At 59.2% G+C, this 21635-nt stretch carries 20 protein-coding genes; 7 read left to right on the plus strand and 13 right to left on the minus strand.

Annotated features, from left to right (window positions below):
- Position 1 precedes the first annotated feature (1 nt).
- Complete coding sequence (locus C1N84_RS11135) at positions 2 to 1123, plus strand: ribosomal protein uL16 3-hydroxylase (protein ID WP_058776487.1); 1122 nt, start codon at positions 2 to 4, stop codon at positions 1121 to 1123.
- 362 nt (positions 1124 to 1485) lie between these two features.
- Here the strand turns inward: C1N84_RS11135 and pepT are convergent, their stop codons facing one another.
- Positions 1486 to 2712 carry a peptidase T gene (gene pepT / locus C1N84_RS11140; RefSeq protein ID WP_021506380.1) on the minus strand — a complete coding sequence of 409 codons (1227 nt, stop codon included), beginning with the start codon at positions 2710 to 2712 and terminating at the stop codon, positions 1486 to 1488.
- A 300-nt stretch (positions 2713 to 3012) separates the two neighbouring features.
- Between pepT and potA the strand changes: the two genes are divergently transcribed.
- The 4 genes from potA to potD are packed head-to-tail and all read left to right on the plus strand — an operon-like array spanning position 3013 to position 6796.
- Entirely contained in the window at positions 3013 to 4128 is a 1116-nt protein-coding gene (gene potA, locus C1N84_RS11145; RefSeq protein ID WP_058759491.1) for a spermidine/putrescine ABC transporter ATP-binding protein PotA, read from the plus strand.
- The gene (potB, locus tag C1N84_RS11150; protein ID WP_104092825.1) at positions 4121 to 4972 is read left to right on the plus strand and encodes a spermidine/putrescine ABC transporter permease PotB; all 852 of its coding nucleotides are present in this window, start codon (positions 4121 to 4123) and stop codon (positions 4970 to 4972) included. The genes potA and potB overlap by 8 nt, the downstream gene beginning before the upstream one ends.
- Complete coding sequence (gene potC / locus C1N84_RS11155; RefSeq protein WP_088517712.1) at positions 4969 to 5742, plus strand: spermidine/putrescine ABC transporter permease PotC; 774 nt, start codon at positions 4969 to 4971, stop codon at positions 5740 to 5742. The genes potB and potC overlap by 4 nt, the downstream gene beginning before the upstream one ends.
- Before the next feature lie 10 nt (positions 5743 to 5752).
- Positions 5753 to 6796 (plus strand): spermidine/putrescine ABC transporter substrate-binding protein PotD, encoded by a 1044-nt coding sequence (gene potD, locus C1N84_RS11160; protein WP_088517713.1) that lies wholly within the window; start codon positions 5753 to 5755, stop codon positions 6794 to 6796.
- Between the two features lie 160 nt (positions 6797 to 6956).
- On the opposite strand, the gene cobB is transcribed toward potD, so the two are convergent.
- From cobB to lolC, 4 genes are all read right to left on the minus strand, one after another.
- Positions 6957 to 7790 carry a Sir2 family NAD+-dependent deacetylase gene (gene cobB / locus C1N84_RS11165; RefSeq protein WP_010617227.1) on the minus strand — a complete coding sequence of 278 codons (834 nt, stop codon included), beginning with the start codon at positions 7788 to 7790 and terminating at the stop codon, positions 6957 to 6959.
- A gap of 147 nt (positions 7791 to 7937) precedes the next feature.
- Positions 7938 to 9182, minus strand: a complete 1245-nt coding sequence (gene lolE, locus C1N84_RS11170) for a lipoprotein-releasing ABC transporter permease subunit LolE (RefSeq protein WP_125309344.1) — start codon at positions 9180 to 9182, stop codon at positions 7938 to 7940.
- Complete coding sequence (gene lolD, locus C1N84_RS11175) at positions 9182 to 9883, minus strand: lipoprotein-releasing ABC transporter ATP-binding protein LolD (protein ID WP_125309346.1); 702 nt, start codon at positions 9881 to 9883, stop codon at positions 9182 to 9184. Before lolD ends, lolE begins: the two co-directional genes overlap by 1 nt.
- The gene (gene lolC, locus C1N84_RS11180) at positions 9876 to 11075 is read right to left on the minus strand and encodes a lipoprotein-releasing ABC transporter permease subunit LolC (RefSeq protein WP_264441382.1); all 1200 of its coding nucleotides are present in this window, start codon (positions 11073 to 11075) and stop codon (positions 9876 to 9878) included. The genes lolD and lolC overlap by 8 nt, the downstream gene beginning before the upstream one ends.
- Positions 11076 to 11322: 247 nt before the next feature.
- On the opposite strand from lolC, the gene C1N84_RS11185 reads away from it, so the two are divergent.
- Both C1N84_RS11185 and mfd read left to right on the plus strand, forming a co-directional pair.
- On the plus strand, positions 11323 to 11532 hold the full coding sequence (locus C1N84_RS11185) for a hypothetical protein (protein WP_021506388.1): 210 nt from the start codon (positions 11323 to 11325) through the stop codon (positions 11530 to 11532).
- A gap of 186 nt (positions 11533 to 11718) precedes the next feature.
- Entirely contained in the window at positions 11719 to 15162 is a 3444-nt protein-coding gene (mfd, locus tag C1N84_RS11190) for a transcription-repair coupling factor (protein WP_264443708.1), read from the plus strand.
- Between the two features lie 126 nt (positions 15163 to 15288).
- Here the strand turns inward: mfd and C1N84_RS11195 are convergent, their stop codons facing one another.
- The 8 genes from C1N84_RS11195 to hinT form a co-directional block, all read right to left on the minus strand.
- Entirely contained in the window at positions 15289 to 15831 is a 543-nt protein-coding gene (locus C1N84_RS11195; protein WP_031279257.1) for a glycine zipper 2TM domain-containing protein, read from the minus strand.
- A 294-nt stretch (positions 15832 to 16125) separates the two neighbouring features.
- Positions 16126 to 17430, minus strand: coding sequence for an NAD(P)/FAD-dependent oxidoreductase (locus C1N84_RS11200; protein WP_031279261.1), 1305 nt, complete (start codon positions 17428 to 17430; stop codon positions 16126 to 16128).
- Between the two features lie 212 nt (positions 17431 to 17642).
- Positions 17643 to 18185 carry an alpha/beta hydrolase YcfP gene (gene ycfP / locus C1N84_RS11205; RefSeq protein WP_021506392.1) on the minus strand — a complete coding sequence of 181 codons (543 nt, stop codon included), beginning with the start codon at positions 18183 to 18185 and terminating at the stop codon, positions 17643 to 17645.
- Positions 18186 to 18224: 39 nt separating this feature from the next.
- Positions 18225 to 19268 (minus strand): beta-N-acetylhexosaminidase, encoded by a 1044-nt coding sequence (gene nagZ / locus C1N84_RS11210; protein WP_127833925.1) that lies wholly within the window; start codon positions 19266 to 19268, stop codon positions 18225 to 18227.
- A gap of 15 nt (positions 19269 to 19283) precedes the next feature.
- A complete protein-coding gene (gene thiK, locus C1N84_RS11215) occupies positions 19284 to 20099 on the minus strand; it encodes a thiamine kinase (protein WP_058780745.1) in 816 nt (271 codons plus the stop codon).
- Positions 20086 to 20682, minus strand: a complete 597-nt coding sequence (gene lpoB / locus C1N84_RS11220; protein WP_021506395.1) for a penicillin-binding protein activator LpoB — start codon at positions 20680 to 20682, stop codon at positions 20086 to 20088. Before lpoB ends, thiK begins: the two co-directional genes overlap by 14 nt.
- A gap of 10 nt (positions 20683 to 20692) precedes the next feature.
- Positions 20693 to 21058, minus strand: a complete 366-nt coding sequence (locus C1N84_RS11225; RefSeq protein ID WP_021506396.1) for a YcfL family protein — start codon at positions 21056 to 21058, stop codon at positions 20693 to 20695.
- 18 nt (positions 21059 to 21076) lie between these two features.
- A complete protein-coding gene (gene hinT, locus C1N84_RS11230; RefSeq protein ID WP_058759480.1) occupies positions 21077 to 21427 on the minus strand; it encodes a purine nucleoside phosphoramidase in 351 nt (116 codons plus the stop codon).
- Between the last annotated feature and the right edge of the window lie 208 nt (positions 21428 to 21635).

The following is a 21635-nucleotide window of genomic DNA, read 5'->3' on the forward strand; positions in this document are numbered from 1 at the left end:
CATGGACTATCAGCTCGACATCAACTGGCCCGACTTTATTCAGCGCTACTGGCAAAAACGCCCGGTGGTGCTGAAACGGGGTTTCAAAAACTTCATTGATCCGATTTCTCCGGATGAGCTGGCCGGTCTGGCAATGGAAAACGAGGTGGACAGCCGCCTCGTCAGCCACAACAACGGCAAGTGGCAGGTCAGCCATGGTCCGTTTGAAAGCTACGATCACCTGGGTGAAAGCAACTGGTCGCTGCTGGTCCAGGCGGTGAACCACTGGCATGAACCTTCTGCTGCGCTGATGCGCCCGTTCCGCTTTCTGCCCGACTGGCGTATCGACGACCTGATGATTTCGTTCGCTGTGCCCGGCGGCGGCGTAGGCCCGCACTTTGATCAATATGATGTGTTTATTATTCAGGGCACAGGCCGCCGTCGCTGGCGCGTGGGCGAAAAAGTGCCGATGAAACAGCACTGCCCGCATCCGGACCTGCTGCAGGTTGAACCGTTCGACGCCATCATCGATGAAGAGCTGGAACCGGGCGACATTCTGTATATTCCACCGGGTTTTCCGCACGAGGGCTATTCGCTGGAGAACGCGCTCAACTATTCAGTCGGCTTCCGCGCGCCTAACGGACGCGAGCTGATCAGCGGCTTTGCGGACTACATGCTGGCGCATGAGCTGGGCAGCTACCGCTTCAGCGATCCGGATGTGCCGGCGCGCGACTGCCCATCGCAAATTCTGCCGTCGGAAGTAGAAGGGATCCGCAAGGTGATGCTGGATGTGATTAATCAGCCGGAGCAGTTTAACCAGTGGTTTGGCGAATTTATTTCCCAGTCGCGTCACGAGCTGGATGTGGCTCCGCCGGAACCGCCGTATCAGCCGGATGAGATTTATGACGCGCTGCAGCAGGGTGATGCGCTGACGCGCCTCGGCGGCCTGCGCGTGCTGACGCTGGGCGACGCGGTGTACGTCAACGGTGAGCGCGTTGAGTGCGCGCATCCGTCGGTACTGGCTGCGCTGGCACACAAACACGTATTGACGCTGGAAGATTTCGGCGATGCGCTGGATGACCCTTCGCTGCTGGCTCAGCTGGCGGCACTGGTGAACAGCGGGTACTGGTTTTTTGCTGATTGAGTTGATCAGGTCCTCTGCGCCCGTTTCCCTCACCCCGGCCCTCTCCCGCCCGCGGGAGAGGGAGAAAACCGTGCGACGATTGCAGTAAAGCGCCGGCCATAAGATGCGTAAGAAAACAGGGGCACAAACAGGAGTTAAGGCAATAAACAAAGCCTGATTCCCGCTCGATCGGTCCTCTCTCCCGCCCGCGGGAGAGGGAGAAAACCGCGCGATGATTGCAGTAAAGCGCAGGCCATAAGATGCGTAAGAAAACAGGGGCATAAACAGGAGTTAAGGCAATAAACAAAGCCTGATTCCCGCTCGATCGGTCCCCTCTCCCGCAGGCGGGAGAGGGTTAGGGTGAGGGCAAGCCCCTCTCCGCCCTACTTCTTCTCCGCCGCGAGCGCGGCCAGGCGCACGATCACCTCAACCGACTTCGCCATCACATTCAGCGACGCAAACTCATGTTTACCGTGGTAATTGTAGCCGCCGGTAAACAGATTCGGACACGGCAGTCCTTTCCATGACAGCGCCGATCCGTCCGTGCCGCCGCGAATTGGCTTCACGTTCGGTTCGATACCGCAGTCGCGCATCGCCTGCAGCGCCAGTTCAATGATGTGCGGATGCGGTTCCACCTTCTCCCGCATATTGCGATAGCTGTCGCTGATCTCCACCTTGATGGAGCACTCAGCCTGCAGACCTTTACTGACGCGGCGGCCAATCTCCTGCAGCAGCTGCTTACGCTGTTCGTAGCTGTCGGCATCAAAATCACGAATCAGGTACATCAGCTCGGCGTGCTCTACCGATCCCTTAATAGTGTGCAGGTGGAAAAAGCCTTCATAGCCGTCGGTAAACTGCGGCTTCTCTTTGGCCGGCAGCTCGGCGTGGAAGCGCATTGCCAGGTCCAGCGCGTTCACCATCACGTTTTTCGCACTGCCGGGATGCACGTTGTTACCGGTGATTTTGACCAGCGCCGTCGCGGCATTAAAGTTCTCGAACTCAAACTCGCCGAGATCGCTGCCGTCAACGGTATAAGCCCAGTCAGCCGCGAACCCCTCAACGTCGAAGTGCGACGTGCCGCGACCGATCTCTTCGTCCGGAGTAAAGGCCACGCGAATGGCGCCGTGCGGCACATCCCCTTTGGCCAGCTCGGCCATTGCCGTCATGATCTCAGCGATACCGGCTTTATCATCAGCGCCCAGCAGCGTTTTACCGTCGGTGGTGATCAGCGTATGCCCGGTCAGCTTGTGCAGCACCGGGAACATCACCGGCGAGAGCACTTCATCCCCGTTGCCCAGCGCGATATCGCCGCCACGATAGTTTTCAATGATCTGCGGATTGACATTTTTCGCGGTGAAATCCGGCGAGGTATCCATGTGGGAAATAAAACCGATCACCGGCGTCGGCCAGTCGACGTTTGCCGGCAGTGTGCCCATCACACAGCAATGATCGCTTAAGGTGACGTCCACAAAACCCAGCGCAATAAGCTCTTCCTGTAACTGACGCGCCAGCGTCCACTGCCCTTCGCTGCTCGGCACCTGCCGCGCCTGAGGTTTTGCCTGGGTTTCTACTGCCACATAACTGAGAAAACGCTCAAGTAATTGATCCATCTGTCATCCCTCTAAAGAACCTGCATTATTATCATGGGGCCTGATTATCGCCATGTTGCGTCAAATCATTATCCTTCAGGTTAGCCCTCTCAGCCCAATCGTGCGCTGAAATTCGCCCTGCCAGCCACCCGTCCGGCTGGCCCGATGAGCATACTCCAGCAATTTGCAGACTTTTCAAGGTTATTCCGTGTCTGAACATGGCAATGGCGCATTTTTCAGGTATTATCGCGCCCTTCATCACGGCAAGCTGTCGCCGGCGGCTATGCTGTAACCTGATTCTCATCAGACTGAGTGACTAAAATGACGCAAACACGCGCGCAGCAGGCGCTGGTTACGCTTTCTGGCATCAGTAAAGCTTTCGATGGCAAAACCATCATCCCGGATTTCGACCTGACCATCGGTCATGGCGAATTTATCACCCTGCTTGGCCCCTCCGGCTGCGGTAAGACCACGATTCTGCGCCTGATCGCCGGGCTGGAAAACGCCGACAGCGGACGTATCCATCTGGATGAGAGCGACATCACTGAAACGCCCGCCGAGCATCGTCATATCAATACCGTGTTTCAGAGCTACGCGCTGTTTCCGCACATGTCGGTGTTTGAAAACGTCGCGTTTGGCCTGCGCATGCAGAAAACCCCGGCGGCAGAGCTGACGCAGCGCGTCAACGAGGCGCTGGCGATGGTGCAGCTGGAAAGCTTTGCCGCGCGCCGGCCGCATCAGCTCTCCGGCGGCCAGCAGCAGCGCGTGGCGATTGCGCGCGCGGTGGTCAACCGGCCCAAAGTGCTGCTGCTTGATGAGTCGCTCTCCGCGCTGGATTACAAACTGCGCCGCCAGATGCAAAACGAGCTGAAAGCGCTGCAGCGCAAGCTGGGCATCACGTTTGTGTTTGTCACGCACGATCAGGAAGAAGCGCTGACCATGTCCGATCGCATCGTGGTGATGCGCGACGGGCGCATCGAGCAGGACGGCACGCCGCGCGAGATCTACGAAGAGCCCGCGAACCTGTTTGTGGCGCGCTTCATTGGCGAAATCAATGTGTTCGATGCAGAAGTGATCGGCAGCGCGCACGCGCCGCAGGTACGCGCTCGCGTCGAAGGTCGCGAGTGTGATATTCACTGCCCGTTCCCGGTCAAACCCGGCGATCGGCTGCATGTGCTGCTGCGGCCGGAAGATTTGCGCGTCGAGGAGATTGATCACGACAGCCGCAGCGAAAACCTGATCGGCTATGTACGCGAACGCAACTATAAAGGCATGACGCTGGAATCCACCGTTGAGCTGGAGAACGGCAAGCTGCTCACCGTCAGCGAGTTCTTTAATGAGGACGATCCGGATTTTGACCACTCGCTGAACCAGAAAATGGCGGTCAGCTGGGTGCCAAACTGGGAGGTGGTGCTGCCGTATGAAACGGATGCGTAATCGTCTGCAGAAAGCCATTGTGGCGCTGATCGTCGGCTGGCTGACGCTGTTCGTGTTGCTGCCGAATCTGATGATCTTCGTCACCAGTTTTCTGACGCGCGACGACGCGCACTTTGTCAGCATGGTGTTCACCCTGAACAACTACGGCCGGCTCCTCGATCCGCTGTATGCCGACGTGCTGCTGCACTCACTCAACATGGCCTGCATCGCCACGCTGTGCTGCCTGCTGCTCGGCTACCCTTTTGCCTGGTGCCTGACCAGACTGCCGGCGCGTCTGCGTCCGCTGATGCTGTTTCTGCTGATTGTGCCGTTCTGGACCAACTCGCTGATTCGCATTTATGGTCTGAAAATTTTTCTCAGCACGCGTGGCTGGCTCAATGAATTTCTGCTGTGGCTCGGCGTCATCGACAAGCCGTTTCGCATCATGTTTACCCCGGAAGCGGTGATCCTCGGGCTGATCTATATTCTGCTGCCATTTATGGTACTGCCGCTCTACTCCAGCCTTGAAAAGCTGGACAAATCCTGCCTGGAAGCGGCGCGCGATCTTGGCGCCAGCAGGCTACAGACCTTCATCCGTATCATTTTGCCGCTGACCCTACCCGGTATCGTTGCCGGCGCGCTACTGGTATTTATCCCGGCGATGGGGTTGTTCTACGTAGCGGATTTAATGGGCGGGGCAAAGAACCTGTTGATCGGTAACGTAATCAAAAGCCAGTTCCTCAATATTCGTGACTGGCCGTTTGGTGCCGCCACCAGCATTGTCATGACGCTGCTGATGGGGCTGATGCTGCTGGTTTACTGGCGCGCAGCGCGTCTGCTGAATCACAAGGCGGCGTTGCAATGATGGCGCGCGGATTACGCTACGGCTTCATGGCCGTGATTTATGCCTGGTTCTACATTCCGATCATCATCCTGATCGTCAACTCCTTCAATGCCTCGCGCTTCGGCATCAACTGGCAGGGCTTCAGCACCCAGTGGTATCGCCTGCTGGTCAATAACGACAGCCTGATTCAGGCAGCGCAGCATTCGCTGATCATGGGCGTGCTGTCGGCCAGTTGCGCGACGCTGATCGGCTCGCTCACCGCCGTGGCGCTGTACCGCTACCGTTTTCGCGGCAAGCCGTTTGTCAGCGGTATGCTATTTGTGGTGATGATGTCGCCGGATATCGTGATGGCGATTTCTCTACTGGTGCTGTTTATGCTGCTGGGGATTTCGCTCGGCTTCTGGTCGCTGCTGTTTTCCCATATCACCTTCTGCCTGCCGTTTGTGGTGATTACCGTCTATTCGCGCCTGAAAGGCTTTGACGTGCGCATGCTGGAGGCGGCAAAAGATCTCGGCGCCAGCGAAGTGACTATTCTGCGCAAGATTTTGCTGCCGCTGGCGCTGCCGGCAGTGGCCGCGGGCTGGCTGCTGAGTTTCACCCTGTCGATGGATGATGTGGTGGTGTCGTCATTTGTCACCGGTCCCGGCTTCGAAATTTTGCCGCTGAAAATTTATTCCATGGTGAAAGTGGGCGTGTCGCCGGAGGTGAACGCGCTGGCTACCATTTTGATGCTGCTGTCGCTGCTGCTGGTGGCAGCCAGTCAGCTGTTGCTGCGTGATAAAACCAAATAGAGGATAACCGATGAAAAAATGGTCTCACTGGCTGGCGGCTGGGGCGCTGGCACTGGGTATGCAAAGCGCTCAGGCGGATGACAACAACACGCTTTACTTCTATAACTGGACCGAATATGTGCCGCCCGGGCTGCTGGAGCAGTTCACCAAAGAGACCGGCATCAAAGTGATTTATTCCACCTATGAATCCAATGAAAGCATGTACGCCAAGCTGAAAACCTGGAAAGCAGGCGCTTACGATCTGGTGGTGCCGTCGACCTACTTCATCGCCAAAATGCGCAACGAGGGCATGCTGCAGAAGATCGACAAGTCACAGCTGAGCAACTTCCGCAATCTCGATCCTGACCTGCTGAACAAGCCGTTTGATCCGAACAACGACTATTCCATTCCCTATATCTGGGGCGCAACGGCGATTGGCGTGAATACCGACGAGGTGGATGCGAAAACCCTGACCCAATGGGCCGATCTGTGGAAACCACAGTATAAGCAGAGCCTGCTGCTGACCGATGACGCGCGTGAAGTGTTCCAGATGGCGCTGCGCAAGCTCGGCTACTCCGGTAATACGCAGGATCCAAAACAGATTGAAGCCGCCTATGAAGAGCTGAAAAAACTGATGCCGAACGTGCTGGCGTTCAACTCGGATAATCCCGGTAATCCGTTTATGGAAGGCGAAGTCAACGTCGGCATGATCTGGAATGGCTCCGCCTGGGTAGCGCGCCAGGCTGGCACGCCGCTGCAGATTATCTGGCCGAAAGAGGGCGGAATTTTCTGGATGGATAACCTGGCGATCCCGGCGAATGCGAAAAATAAAGCGGGCGCGCTGAAGCTGATTAACTTCCTGCTGCGCCCGGATGTGGCGGCTAAAGTGGCGGAAACCATCGGTTATCCGACGCCCAACCTGGCGGCAAGAAAGTTGCTGCCACCCGAGGTGGCCAGCGATCCGTCACTCTATCCACCGGCTGAAGTGATCAAAAACGGCGAGTGGCAGAACGATGTCGGTGCCGCCAGCGTGCAGTACGAAACGCTGTTCCAGAAGCTGAAAGCGGGACGGTGAGGTTCTGAGGTGGAGGTTGTGCGGCCTGGCCCTCACCCTGCCCTCTCCCAGAGGGAGAGGGTTCATGCGTGCCGGGTTTAGCTGAGTTTCAGTCGGGCGCGTTTTTCCCCTTCTCCCGCCGGGAGAAGGCCGGGATGAGGGGAAACGCGCAGTACGCTGACTATTTATACAAGCCGCGCAAAAAAGTATGCACGAATTCGGGCACCACTTCGCTGGCTAAGCCGTAATGTGCTTCAGCGAATTCGTTACCGACCTGACTGGGGGCCAGATTCAGCTCCACGGTATGCGCGCCCTGCAGTTTCGCCTCGTGCACAAATCCTGCCGCCGGATAGACGTGGCCTGAGGTGCCGATGGCAATAAACAGATCGGCCTGTTCCAGCGCCTGATAAATCTCCTCCATGCCGAGCGGCATTTCACCAAACCACACCACATGCGGACGCAGCCGCGACGGGAACTGGCAGCAGGTACAGCGATCGTCCGGACCGACGTCCTCTGTCCACGCCAGCACCTGACCGCTGTGCTCACAGCGCACCTTCAGTAACTCACCGTGCATATGCAGCACGCGCTGGCTGCCGGCGCGCTCGTGCAGGTTATCGATGTTCTGCGTAACCAGCAGGAAATTATCGCCCAGCACCTGCTCCAGTTCGGCCAGCGCTTTGTGCGCCGCGTTAGGCTGGATCTCTGGCTGCTGCAGCTGACGCCGGCGCGCGTTGTAGAACCCCTGCACCAGCGCCGGATCGCGGCGAAAGCCTTCGGGCGTCGCCACATCTTCCACGCGATGCTCTTCCCACAGGCCATCTTCCGCGCGGAAGGTGCGAATGCCGGATTCTGCCGAAATTCCGGCACCGGTCAGCACCACCACGTGCGGCTGCGGATGGGCGGCAAGTTCGACCTGACGATCGCGCTCAAAGATGCGCTGGCGAAAGCGCTGATGCACTTTGCGGCGGTTCTTTTTGTAGCGGGCGAGTCGAAGGCGGCGGCGCGGTTGGCGCATAAAGGCTCCTTAATCTGCGGCGCTGAACGCCGCGCTGCGGGTGTTTTCCGGGTTACTCAGACCCGATAATAGCGGCTGGGTATGACGGCTGCATGCCGCAGACGCTGAAAATGTGCGCAGCCGCGAAGGCGGCTGCGTGTTTTGTCTTTACTGACCGCTCAGCACGCGGGCAGGATCGATGCGGCTGGCGCGCCGCGCCGGATACCAGCTGGCAATCAGGCTCAGGCCAATCGCCGTCGCCAGCACGATGGCCACATCCAGCCAGTGCAGCTCAGACGGCAGAAAGTCGATAAAGTAGATGTCGCCCGCCAGCAGCTGATGCCCGGAAAGGTGCTCCACTACGCGCATTACCGGCGTCAGATTGAGCGCCACCAGCACGCCGACCACCACACCGCTGACGCTGCCCAGCAGCCCGGCCAGCAGGCCATACCAGATAAAAATGGCACGAATCAGGCCGTCTTTCGCGCCCAGCGTGCGCAGCACGGCGATATCGCTGCTCTTGTCCTTCACCGCCATCACCAGCGTCGATACGATATTAAAGCAGGCCACGCCAATCACCAGCACCATCGCCAGATACATAATGGCGCGAATCATCTGGATATCACGATACATGTAGCCGTAAGTGCCAATCCAGCTGCGGATGGTGACATAGGAGTGGGTGGCTTCGCCGGCATCGCGCACCAGCTTCTGTGCCTGGAACGGATCGCTCATCTTCAGCGCAATGCCGCTGACGCTGTCGCCCAGATCCAGATATTTTTGCGCATCGGCCAGCGGCACCAGCGCCAGACTGTGATCCAGCATGCCGCTCAGCTGCAGAATACCGCTCACCTGCAGACGAATGCGTTTTGGCTGCAGCAGTTTGTTCTCGCCATCATTATTCGGGATCATGATGGTGATCCAGTCGCCCTGCTTCACGTTGAGCGATTTGGCGATGCCGCCGCCCAGAATGATCTGCTGCCTGCCGGCGCTGAACTGCGACCAGGCATCGCCGCTGACAAAACGCGGCAGCGCGCTGAGCCGCGACTCCTGCTGCGGATCAACGCCCTTCACCTGCAGCGCCTGCAGCTTCGCACCGCTCTCAATCAATCCGGTAAAGTTAACGTAAGGCGCCGCCGCGGCGATGCCCGGCACCTGTTCGATGGGCGCAATCATCGGCTGCCAGTTGCGAAATGGCTGGTTCACCGCCTCAATTTCGCCGTGCGGCACCACGGCCAGAATGCGGTTGTTGAGCTCCCGCTCGAAACCGTTCATCGCGCTCAGCCCGATGATCAGCACCGCCACGCCAAGCGCAATGCCGATGGTCGAGATGATGGAGATCAGCGACACCATGCCGCCGCGCCGCCGGCCGCGGCTGAAGCGCAGCCCGAGCAGCAGGGATAAAGAGGACACCATTAGATCGCTCCCAGCGTCAGGTGATCGCTCAGCTGGCCGTCGCGCATTTCCATCTGCCGGCTCAGGCGCTTCGCCAGGTTGAGGTCGTGCGTCACCACCAGAAACGCGGTGCCCTGCTGCACGTTGAGCTCGCCGAGCAGTTCAAAAATGGCGTCCGCGTTGCGCGCATCGAGGTTACCGGTGGGCTCATCGGCCATCACCAGCCGCGGCCGGTTCACCAGCGCTCTGGCGATCGCCACGCGCTGACGTTCACCGCCCGACAGCTCAGAAGGCCGGTGCGCCGCGCGCTTTTCCAGGCCAACCGCCGCCAGCATCTCGCGTGCGCGCGCTTCCGCTTCGGCTTTGCCGGTTTTGCCAATCAGCAGCGGCATGGCTACGTTCTCCAGCGCGCTGAAGTCCGGCAGCAAATGGTGAAACTGATAAATGAAGCCGAGTTCACGGTTACGCAGCTCTGCTTTGGCCGCCGACGACATGCCGTTAAGCGATTTCCCGTCAAACACCACGTCACCGGAGGTCGGTGCATCCAGCCCGCCCAGCAGGTGCAGTAAGGTACTTTTGCCGGAGCCGGAGCTACCGACGATGGCCGTCAGTTCGCCCGGCTGCAGGCTAAAAGCCACATTGCGCAGCACATCGGTCTGCACGCTGCCTTCCTGATAGCGTTTGCACAGGTCACGACACTGCAACAAAGGGGTATTACTCATAACGTAAAGCCTCAGCGGGTTGAACGGCGGCAGCGCGCCATGACGGATAGAGGGTAGACAGCAGCGCCACGGCCATCGAGACCAGCGCAATGGTGATCACCTGCCAGACATTGATATCTACCGGCAGCGCCGCGCCATCAAGGAACAGGCCGATCACCGGCATTAAATTGTTGAGCTGGCTGGCCAGCAGCACGCCCAGCAGTGTACCGAGCAGCGCACCGATAATACCGGCGCTGGCGCCCTGCACCATAAATACCGCGACGATTTGCCGCCGCGTTAAGCCCTGGGTTTGCAGGATCGCCACTTCCGCCTGCTTCTCCATGATCAGCAGGCCCAGCGAGGTAATGATATTGAAGGCGGCCACGGCAATGATCAGGCTGAGCAGCAGCCCCATCATGTTTTTCTCCATGCGCACCGCCTGGAACAGGTCGCCCTTGCGTTCGCGCCAGTCTTTCCACGTCAGCCCCTGCGGCAGCGGCTGCTGGCTCAGCGCATCGACATTCAGCGGCTTATCCAGCCACAGGCGCCAGCCGGTAATGTTGCCGAGCGGATAGCGCATCACGCGCGAGGCATCCTGCTGGTTCACCAGAATCTGATAGCCATCGACTTCGCTATTGGCCGCGTAGGTACCGGCAACGGTAAAGATGCGCTGGCTCGGCACGCGCCCCACTGGGGTAAACTGACTGACCGATGGCACCATCAGGCGCAGCTGATCGCCGCGCTTCACGCCCAGCTGCGAGGCCAGCAGTTCACCGAGAATGACTTTATACTGGCCCGGCTGCAGCACGCTCTGCTGGGTATTGACCAGATAAGGCGTCAGCGGATCCGGCTCGTCAGGATTGATGCCCAGCATCACGCCCACCGACACGTTGCGCGCACTCTGCAACACCACATCGGCGGTGGTCAGCGGCGCGATCCGCGTCACGCCCTGCAGCCTGAGATCCTGTGCGCGCATCTGCTGCGGATTGATGCTGCCGGTGTCGCTGGTCACCAGCGCCTGCGGCATCAGGCCGAGAATGTTGCCTTCCAGCTCGCGCTCAAAGCCGTTCATCACCGACAGCACCGTCACCAGTGCCAGCACGCCGAGCGTGATACCAATAGTCGAGAGCCAGGAGACGAAACGACCGAAACGGTCTGAAGCACGTCCACGCATGTAGCGCAAACCGATGAATAACGCGACTGGTTGATACATGAGATCCGTCTTGGCCGTTGCCCAAATTAAGTAGAGCGATGATAAAGGAGCCGTCTGCTTTATGAAACCTCTAACCCGCTGAGTCAGTTGCAAAGTTGCGTCAAAATGCGTCCTGCTGCGCGACAATGCACAAAATTACGACAAAATAGTGACGCTATTAGTACGATTATTCGTCAGCAGGTGGGTTAGACTTAGCTTGCAGTACCGGTTTTCGCATCACAGTAAGCGCAGTACGGAGGTTCTTACCATGAGCAGGTTTCCTAAAGGCAGTATCGTTAAACATAAATCTGGCGAGATCAAAGGCGAAGTGGTCAATGTCTTTGAGCAGGGAGACGCGCTAACCGGTTATTATGTGAAGTGGGACGATGGCAACAACAGCTACCATGTCGAGCGCGAGCTGTCATGGGCCAATGTGGATCGTCCTCGCATGCACTACACACAGCAATCCAGTAAATAACCTGACGCGGCCAGGTCGCCATCAATGACGACCTGGCAACCGGCCATACTGGCGGCCCTTCAGGGTGCCGCTGAGGTAAGGTGCGCATTCATGCACCCTGACATAAACTCAGAAAGGAGAGATGATCCTCACGGCGGAATGTGGAATGATGACGCCCTGGAAACTGAGGAGAGAATGTCGGACCTTATGTCGGAACAGCGTCGTTATACCCTGCCTGCAAAAGCAGGCGACCATCGTCAGCTCGGCCAGCTGGTCGGCGCCGCGCAGGCGGTTGAGTGTGCCAGCATCACCGAACGCCACCACGGTCCGGTGCTGATGATTACCCCGGATATGCAATCGGCCCTGCGACTGCAGGAGGAGATCAGACAGTTTACCGATCTGCCGGTCACCAATCTTGCTGACTGGGAAACGCTGCCCTACGACAGCTTCTCGCCCCATCAGGACATTATCTCCGCCCGTCTCTCCACCCTGTACCAGCTGCCCACCCTGACGCGCGGCATGCTGATTCTGCCGGTTAACACGCTGATGCAGCGCGTTTGCCCGCACAGCTTCCTGCACGGCCATGCGCTGGTGATGCAGCAGGGCCAGAAGCTGTCGCGCGATGCGCTGCGCGACCAGCTGGAGCAGGCCGGTTATCGCCATGTCGATCAGGTGATGGAGCATGGCGAGTACGCGACGCGCGGCGCGTTGCTCGACCTGTTCCCGATGGGCAGCGATCAGCCTTACCGCATCGATTTCTTTGATGATGAGATCGATAGTCTGCGCCTGTTTGACGTCGACTCACAGCGCACGCTGGAGGCGGTGAGCGCCATCAACCTGCTGCCGGCGCATGAATTTCCCACCGACAAAGCGGCCATTGAGCTGTTCCGCAGCCGCTGGCGTGAAACCTTCGACGTGCGGCGCGAACCCGAGCACGTCTATCAGCAGGTGAGCAAAGGCACGCTGCCGGCCGGGATTGAGTACTGGCAGCCGCTGTTTTTCGAGCAGGAACTGCCTACCCTGTTTAGCTATCTGCCCGCCAGCACGCTGGTGCTGAACAGCGGCGATCTGCACGCCAGCGCTGAACGTTTCTGGCAGGATGCTAACGCACGCTATGAAAATCGTCGCATCGATCCTATGCGCCCGCTGCTGGAACCGGCCACGCTGTGGCTGCGCCCGGATGCGCTGCTGAGCGAGCTGAAAAACTGGCCGCGCATGCAGCTCAGCGCTGAGACGCTGCCGGAAAAAGCCGCGAACAGTAATCTGGGCTATCAGCCATTGCCGGAGCTGACGGTGCAGGCGCAGGCCAAAGCGCCGCTCGATCTGCTGCGCCAGTTCCTCGAGCAGTTTACCGGTCAGGTGATTTTCTCAGTAGAAAGCGAAGGTCGCCGCGAGAGCCTGCAGGAGCTGCTGTCCCGCATCAAACTGCGCCCGCAGCCGATCGATCGCTTCGAGCAGGCCGATGAGCAGCCGTACAGCCTGATGATTGGCGCCAGCGAGCGCGGTTTTATCGACACCCAGCGCCAGCGCGCGCTGATTTGCGAAAGCGATCTGCTCGGCGAGCGCGTCAGCCGGCGGCGTCAGGACAATCGCCGCACCATCAATCCGGATGTACTGATTCGTAACCTCGCCGAGCTGCACCCGGGCCAGCCGGTGGTGCATCTTGAACACGGTGTGGGGCGCTACATCGGCCTGACCACGCTGGAAGCCGGCGGTATCGTGGCTGAGTATCTGATGCTCTCCTATGCCGGCGATGCCAAACTTTACGTCCCGGTGTCATCGCTGCATCTGATCAGCCGTTACGCCGGCGGCGCCGATGAAAATGCGCCGCTGCACAAACTGGGCAGCGATGCCTGGTCACGCGCGCGCCAGAAAGCGGCGGAGAAAGTGCGCGACGTGGCCGCTGAGCTGCTGGATATCTATGCCCAGCGCGCGGCCAAGGCCGGCTTTGCCTTTAAGCACGACCGCGAGCAGTATCAGCTGTTCTGCGAAGGTTTCCCGTTTGAAACCACGCCGGATCAGGCGCAGGCAATTAACGCCGTGCTCAGCGATATGTGCCAGCCGCTGGCCATGGACCGCCTGGTGTGCGGCGATGTTGGCTTTGGTAAAACCGAAGTGGCGATGCGCGCTGCCTTCCTTGCGGTGGAGAACGGCAAACAGGTGGCGGTGCTGGTGCCAACCACCCTGCTGGCGCAGCAGCATTACGACAACTTCCGCGACCGCTTCGCCAACTGGCCGGTGCGCATTGAGATGCTGTCGCGCTTCCGCAGCGCCAAAGAGCAGGCGCAGGTGCTGGAGCAGGCCAGCGAGGGCAAAATTGATATTCTGATCGGCACCCACAAGCTGCTGATGAGCGATCTGAAGTGGCGCGATCTCGGTTTGCTGATCGTCGATGAAGAGCACCGTTTCGGCGTGCGTCACAAAGAGCGCATCAAAGCGATGCGCGCTGACGTCGATATTCTGACGCTCACCGCAACGCCGATTCCGCGTACTCTGAACATGGCGATGAGCGGCATGCGCGATCTGTCGATTATCGCCACGCCACCGGCGCGCCGTCTGGCGGTGAAAACCTTCGTGCGCGAGTATGACAGCCTGGTGGTGCGCGAAGCGATCCTGCGTGAAGTGCTGCGCGGCGGCCAGGTTTACTATCTCTACAATGACGTCGAGAACATCGAGAAAGCAGCGCAGCGGCTGGCCGAGCTGGTGCCGGAAGCGCGCATCGCCATCGGCCACGGTCAGATGCGCGAGCGCGATCTGGAACGGGTGATGAACGATTTCCACCACCAGCGCTTCAACGTGCTGGTGTGCACTACCATCATCGAAACCGGGATCGACGTGCCCAGCGCCAACACCATCATCATTGAGCGTGCCGACCACTTCGGCCTGGCGCAGCTGCACCAGCTGCGTGGCCGCGTCGGCCGTTCGCACCATCAGGCCTATGCCTGGCTGCTGACGCCGCACCCGAAAGCGATGACGACCGATGCCCAGAAGCGACTGGAAGCGATTGCCTCGCTGGAAGATCTGGGCGCTGGCTTTGCGCTGGCGACGCACGATCTGGAGATTCGCGGTGCCGGTGAACTGCTGGGTGAAGATCAGAGCGGTCAGATGGAGACCATTGGCTTCACGCTCTACATGGAGCTGCTGGAAAACGCGGTGGATGCACTCAAGGCCGGACGTGAACCGTCGCTGGAAGATCTCACCAGCAATCAGACCGAGATTGAGCTGCGCATGCCTGCCCTGCTGCCGGATGATTTTATTCCGGACGTCAATACGCGCCTGTCGCTGTATAAACGCATCGCCAGTGCAGCCGATGAACAGGAGCTGGCTGAGCTGAAAATTGAGATGATTGACCGCTTCGGCAAGCTACCCGACGCCGCGCGCAACCTGCTGGACATCGCCGCGCTGCGTCTGGTGGCGCGCCAGCTGGGGCTGCGTAAAATCGAAGCCAGCGAAAAAGGCGGCTTCTTTGAGTTCGCGCCGCAGAATCAGGTTGATCCCGGCTGGCTGATCGGCCTGCTGCAGCAAGATGCGAAGCAGTGGAAGCTGGATGGCCCGACGCGACTGAAATTCACCCGCGATCTCAGCGAACGGAAAACACGCATGGAATGGGTGCAGAATTTCGTCGCCGAACTGGCGAAGAACCGGGTTTGATCGCCCAGCCGTTACGCAGCAGCGCTATGCGACGCGCTGCTGCGTACGGTGCGGGAGCCTGAGCATTAAAAAAAGCGCCTTGCGGCGCTTTTTTTGTTACTGCTGCTGTGAAGTAGCTTTGCCCAATCAGGCCTGATTCGAATTCAGGATCAGCTGACCATTACGGTCGAGCGGGATGCGGGTGCCAGGGTCATTCTCCATGCGGATTTTGCCCTGCTGGTCGCCTATTTTATAGGTCACGTCATAACCCAGCATTTTTTCCTGTTTATCGTACACGGTTTTGCAGCGCTGCTCGCTGGTGGTGTATGTGTCACGATCCTGCAGCGCACCCTGTACCTGGTTACCGCCGTAGCCGCCTGCCAGCGCACCGGCTACGGTCGCGATATCCCGGCCGCGGCCACCGCCGAACTGGTGACCAATCACACCACCGGCCACGGCACCCAGTACGGAACCGGCGATGCGGTTCTCATCCTGCACCGGACGACGGTGCGTGAGGGTAACGTTGCGGCACTCCTGACGCGGTTGCTTAATGCTCTCTTTGATTGGCGTTGCCGAAAGCACCTGAGCATACTGCGGGCCACGATCAAACACATCCATGCTGGCGACGGCGGCCACGCCCAACGCTGCTGCTACGCCGATTCCAATACCCGCTAACATTGATTTATTCACAGGAATGTCCTCCTGAAGTTGTTACCGCGCATTCCTGCCGCAACCCGATCCCGGGTTACCGAGGCATAACCGGCGTGCGCGCCGCGCCGTGTTCGTTGGCATAAGTTTTACAGATGGTCCGAAAATGCAACATCAGATTAATGGAGGAAACGCAGCGGAAAGCCAGCAGGACCAGCTTTTAGGAGAGTTCTGAGCGGCAGTGTCATTGCACCGTAACCTGGCGCTGAACGAACGGCAATCAGCAGGTTACGGCAGCCGGGCAGGCAGCGGGCGGGGGTGACCGCCCGCCAGCGATTAATGCAGTTTGAGACGCGGACGCAGCACGCGGTTGAGGCTGCCGACCAGCATCATCAGACCGGTCTTGAAGTATCCATGGAGCGCAATCTGGTGCATACGGTACAAGGAGATGTAGACAAAACGCGCAATACGCCCTTCCACCATCATCGAACCGCGCATCAGGTTCCCCATCAGGCTGCCGACGGTACTGAAGCGGGACAGCGACACCAGCGAGCCGTGATCTTTATACACGTAGGCTTTGAGCGGCTTGCCTTTGCGCTGGGCGAGGATGTTTTCCAGCGCACGCGACGCCATCTGATGCGCCGACTGCGCGCGCGGCGGCACGAATCCGCCGCCCGGCAGCGCGCAGGAGGCGCAGTCGCCGATGGCGTAAATATCGTCGTCCAGCGTGGTCTGCAGCGTCTCTTTGACCACCAGCTGATTAATGCGGTTGGTCTCCAGCCCGCCAATCTCTTTCATGAAGTCTGGCGCTTTAATACCCGCCGCCCACACCATCAGATCGGCTTCGATGAATTCGCCCCCTTTGGTATTCAGACCGTTGGCTGCTGCGCTGGTGACCATGGTTTGCGTCAGTACGCGCACGCCAAGCTTGCTCAGCTCCTGATGCGCCGCTGCGGAGATGCGCGGTGGCAACGCAGGCAGAATACGCTCGCCGGCTTCCACCAGCGTAACGTTGAGCGCGCTGCTATCGAGACCTTTATAGCCGTAGCTGTGCAGCTGTTTCACTGCGTTATACAGTTCTGCCGACAGCTCGACGCCGGTCGCGCCGCCGCCGACAATGGCGATATTGACTTTCTGCAGCTGCCCTTCGCTGGCAGAGAAGCGCAGGAACAGGTTGAGCATCTCATTATGGAACCGACGCGCCTGATGCGGGTTGTCGAGGAAGATGCAGTGATCTTTCACGCCTGGCGTGCCGAAATCGTTCGAGGTGCTGCCCAGCGCCATCACCAGACGGTCATACGCCAGCTCGCGCTGCGGTACCAGCAGCCCACCCTCCGCGTCGCGGATCTCCGCCAGTTCAATGGTTTTTGTGTCGCGATTAATTTGCGTCAGCGAACCCAGCTGGAACTGGAAACCGTGGTTGCGCGCATGCGCCAGATAGCTGAGCGCATCAATACCTTCATCCATCGAGCCGGTCGCCACTTCATGCAGCAGCGGTTTCCACAGATGGCTGTGGTTACGATCGACCAGGATGATCTCCGCCTTTTTTTTGCGGCCGAGTTTATGGCCGAGCTGCGTTGCCAGCTCCAGCCCTCCGGCACCGCCACCGACGATGACGATTTTTTCCATGCTTGTAGTCAATGAAGACCCCCTCAAAGTTGTAAACCAAAAGTTAATTAATGGTTATATAAAACCTTAATAAACATAGGGTTGGCGACATTTAATCGCGAGCTGAGGGCAGAATAGCACGGCATAATCATCCGGACATAAGAAAATTGATGTACATCAATCTTTGCACTGCATTATCAGAATGTTACACGTTTTGTGCGCCGCATCACACGGCGCAGCAGCACTCAGGCAAGGGTTTTGAACGCTTTGATGCGTTGCAGATGCGGGGCAATATTTTTGAATTTGTGGCTGGCCTCCTCGTCCCACACGATTTCGTAGTACGGGTGCAATGCGGCCGCGCTGCGCTGATTATCCAGCGCTTCATCGTGACGTGACAAAATGGTCAGGCAGCGGTCGCGGTTCTTTTCACGGAAGTTGCTGACGCATTTGGTGGCGATATCAAGATACTCTTCCGGCCGGTCGATCTTGCCTTCCATGTTTTCATCAGGAAACAGGTTGGGATTGAATATCGCCTGGCGCATGCCGCAAAGGAAGCCGATGCGTTCCGCCCAGTAGCCGCCCAGGCCGACGCCACAAATCAACGGATGCGCATCGCTGCCCTGCTGGAGCAGTTTGTCGCACTCTTTCAGCAGAAACTGCATATCGTGTTTCGGATGGCGGGTGCTGTAGCTGATAAGTCTGACGTCCGGGTCAATAAACTGCAGCTGCAACACCTTTTCATGGTTGCCCGGACTGTTGGAATCAAAACCGTGCAGATAGATGATCATGATTATCCTCAGCGTGGAGTGAGATCCGGGCAGCGGCGATTATCTGCCCGACGCTTTGTGCGCCAGCCAGCGATCCTGCAGGTCACTGAGCTGACGCTGATTTTGCCGCCAGCGCTCGCTGGCCTGCAAACTCTGACGGTCAAAACGTCCCTGATGGTATAACTGCGTGACGCGCGTCGCCTGGATCGGCGTCAAATTATCCAGCACGCTCACCGCGCCAGCACGCTGATTGCACACCAGGATCATATCGCAGCCGGCATTCAGCGACTGCTGAGCCCGTTCCGCATAGCTGCCCATCACCGCCGCGCCCTCCATCGACAGATCGTCTGAGAAGATTACCCCGTTGAAGCCCAGCTCCTGCCGCAGCACCGTTTGCAGCCAGTAAGGCGAACCACTGGCCGGCAGCGGGTCCACTTCAGTATAGATAACATGCGCGGGCATCACCGCATCCAGCAGCTGCTCATCAATCAGCTGCTGGAAGATTGCCATGTCGTGCTGGCGCAGCGTGGCCGCATCGCGCGTGTCGCGCGGCGTCTCTTTGTGCGAATCCGCGCTGACCGCGCCGTGGCCCGGGAAGTGCTTACCGGTGGTTTTCATGCCGGCTTCGTGCATGCCGTGGATAAACTGGCGCGCCATCTGCAGCGCAATCGCCGGATCGGCGTGGAAAGCGCGATCGCCGATGGCCGCGCTGATGTGGCCGATATCCAGCACCGGCGCAAAGCTGATATCGATATCCATGGCGATCATCTCCGCCGCCATTTGCCAGCCGGCCTGCTGCGCCAGCTCGCCGGCACGCGCCATGTCGTGCAGCGCGGCGAACGATTGCATCGCCGGCAGCTGAGTAAAACCGTCGCGGAAGCGCTGCACGCGTCCGCCTTCCTGATCGACCGCCACCAGCAGCCGGTTGCGCGACGCCGCGCGAATCTGGCGTACCAGCTCCGCCAGCTGCGCAACATCATGGAAGTTGCGGGCGAACAGGATCAGTCCGCCTGTCAGCGGATGTTGCAGAATTTCGCGCTCTTCGGCGTCCAGCTCGTAGCCTTCGACGTCCAGCATCAGCGGTCCGGGCGTTGTCATCGTCATGTTTCGGTTCCTGAATTAAAGATCCTGCCAGCTGGCCTGCGCCAGCCGTTGCAATGTTTGGTCATGGCTCTGCTCGGCGCGCAGCTGATACCAGCTGGCCATCAGCAGCTGCAGCCAAGGCTGCCAGCGCCGGCTTTGACGCCGCAACGCCGTTGCCGACAGACGCGCCTCGGCGGCATAGTCGGTTATCCAGTAATCGTGTTCAGCGCCATCCACCGCGCCGATAGCGGCCAGCTCCAGCGCCACGTCGCCATCCGCAGCATATTCCCAGTCAATTAAACGCAGGCCATCCGGGGTGGCAATCAGATTGCCAGGGTGGACGTCCATGTGCAGCGGTGCCAGCCGCAGCGGCGACGGTTCGCCGCGCTGCAGCAACTGGTTTAAGCGCCGCTGCCAGCGCCAGTGCCGCTGCTGACACAGCTGCCAGTAGCGCTGCAGCAGCGGTGCCAGCCGTAAGCGATAACCGGTCAGCGGCTGGTGATGCAGGCGCAGCAGCAGCGTCAGCACCGCTGCGCGCTGCGCGCTGAACTGATCCGGCGACAGCACCTCGCCCGGCAGCCAGCGCTGCAGCAGCCACGGCGCCTGCCACGTCAGCGGCTGCGGCGCCAGCGCCGTAGTACGCAACTGACGCAGGATGCGGTATTCGCGCTGACGATCGACAAACGGGATGGGCTGCGACGGTGTCCGGCGCGCCAGCAGATCGCCCTGCTCGCTGCGTACCTGCACGCTGTTACCGCTCAGTCCTGGCAGCGCGAAAAAATGACCGGCAGCTTGCGCCGTCGGCCATTGTTGCTGAACCAGATGCTGCAGCCGGGGATCAGGGTTGTGCAACGCCGTTGCCCGACCAGATGATTTCGCCGGTTTGCACCAGCATCAGCTGCATTTGCAGCGCAGGGGCTTTCACATCGCCCTGCGCGTTGCTGTACAGCACATACTGCGCGTTGACGATGCGCGCCAGGCCAATCGCTTTGCTGCGCGAGTTGAGGCTATCCTCTGGCGACAGGCCGAGCGTTTGCTTGGCCTGATTAAGCTGATCGTTTGAGACCAGGCTGAACTTGCCGTTATTGGCCAGCGCGTTCTCAATCGCTGCCGTGGCTTTTTCCGTTTGCAGCGAGCCGTTGGTGCTGTTTTTGATGCGATCCACCAGCAGCACGCTGCCCGGATTGACGCCCGCCGACTGCACCATGTTGGCGACTAACGGCTGGACGCTGGCATTCCAGTTGATGGTTTTCAGCTTCGGCGGCTGCGGCACAGTTTGCGGCGGCGGCACCGGCTGCGCGGGTGGTTGTTCTGGCTGGGTTGGCGTGGTCGGCTGCGTCGGTTCAACCGGCGCCGGGGTTTGTTGTTTCACCACACAACCGGTGAGCATCAGCGCAAACAGTAGCGCGCCGGAACGTTGTACACTGCGAATCACAGGTTACTCCTCAAAGATAAAGATAGAGACGCACCTTGCTGGCGGTCGGGTTACCCATTTGCGAGGCCACTTCTACGCTGCCGTGCGCCGGTACGGTTTGAGTCTGCGCCGGCTCCTGCGGCTCAATCTCCAGCCCTTTGTCATCGTACCAGTAGAAACGATAGTGCACGGTGACCGGCGTTTCACGCAGATTTTGCAGCACGCTGGCGGCGCGCTGCTGGCCGTCACGGCTGGTCAGCGCAGGCTCATCGGTGATGATGCCCGCCGACAGTACGGCAGACTCCATCACCAGCGACTGGGAGGTGTTGATCATCGGCTTATCGCTGCTGCAGCCCACCAGGGTCAGCAACAGCAAGCCGCTCAGCCATTGACGCATCACAAGGTCCGCCTGAGGTTAGATGGCCAGCATCGGGCCCAGCGGCTGTCCGCCGACCAGGTGCATATGAATGTGGTAAACCTCCTGCCCACCGTGACGGTTGCAGTTGATGATCAGGCGATAGCCATCCCCGGCGATGCCTTCATCACGGGCAATTTTTGCGGCGGCGGTGACCATGCGGCCCAGCGCCTGCTCATGCGCCGCCTGTACATCGTTGGCGGTCGGAATCAGTACGTTGGGGACAATCAGTATATGGGTAGGCGCTTTGGGCGCGATATCGCGGAAGGCGGTGACCAGTTCGTCCTGATAAACCACGTCGGCGGGAATTTCGCGACGAATGATTTTACTGAAAATGGTTTCTTCAGCCATGGTGCAGTTCCTTAAGCCTGAGTTCAGTCAGGCAGTATGCGTGAGGAATTCCGTTTCTTTCAACCTCGGGACCACTTTTCTTCATTAAATGGCTGCCTTTGCATCACTTTTTCACGCTGGCGCGGCGCGGCGGGTGGCGTCTGGCGGCAGTAAAATAAAAAACCCCTCGGATGAGGGGTTTTGTCGCACCGAAGTTGCAGTGCGGTGA

The organism is Pantoea sp. SGAir0418 (assembly GCF_043529865.1).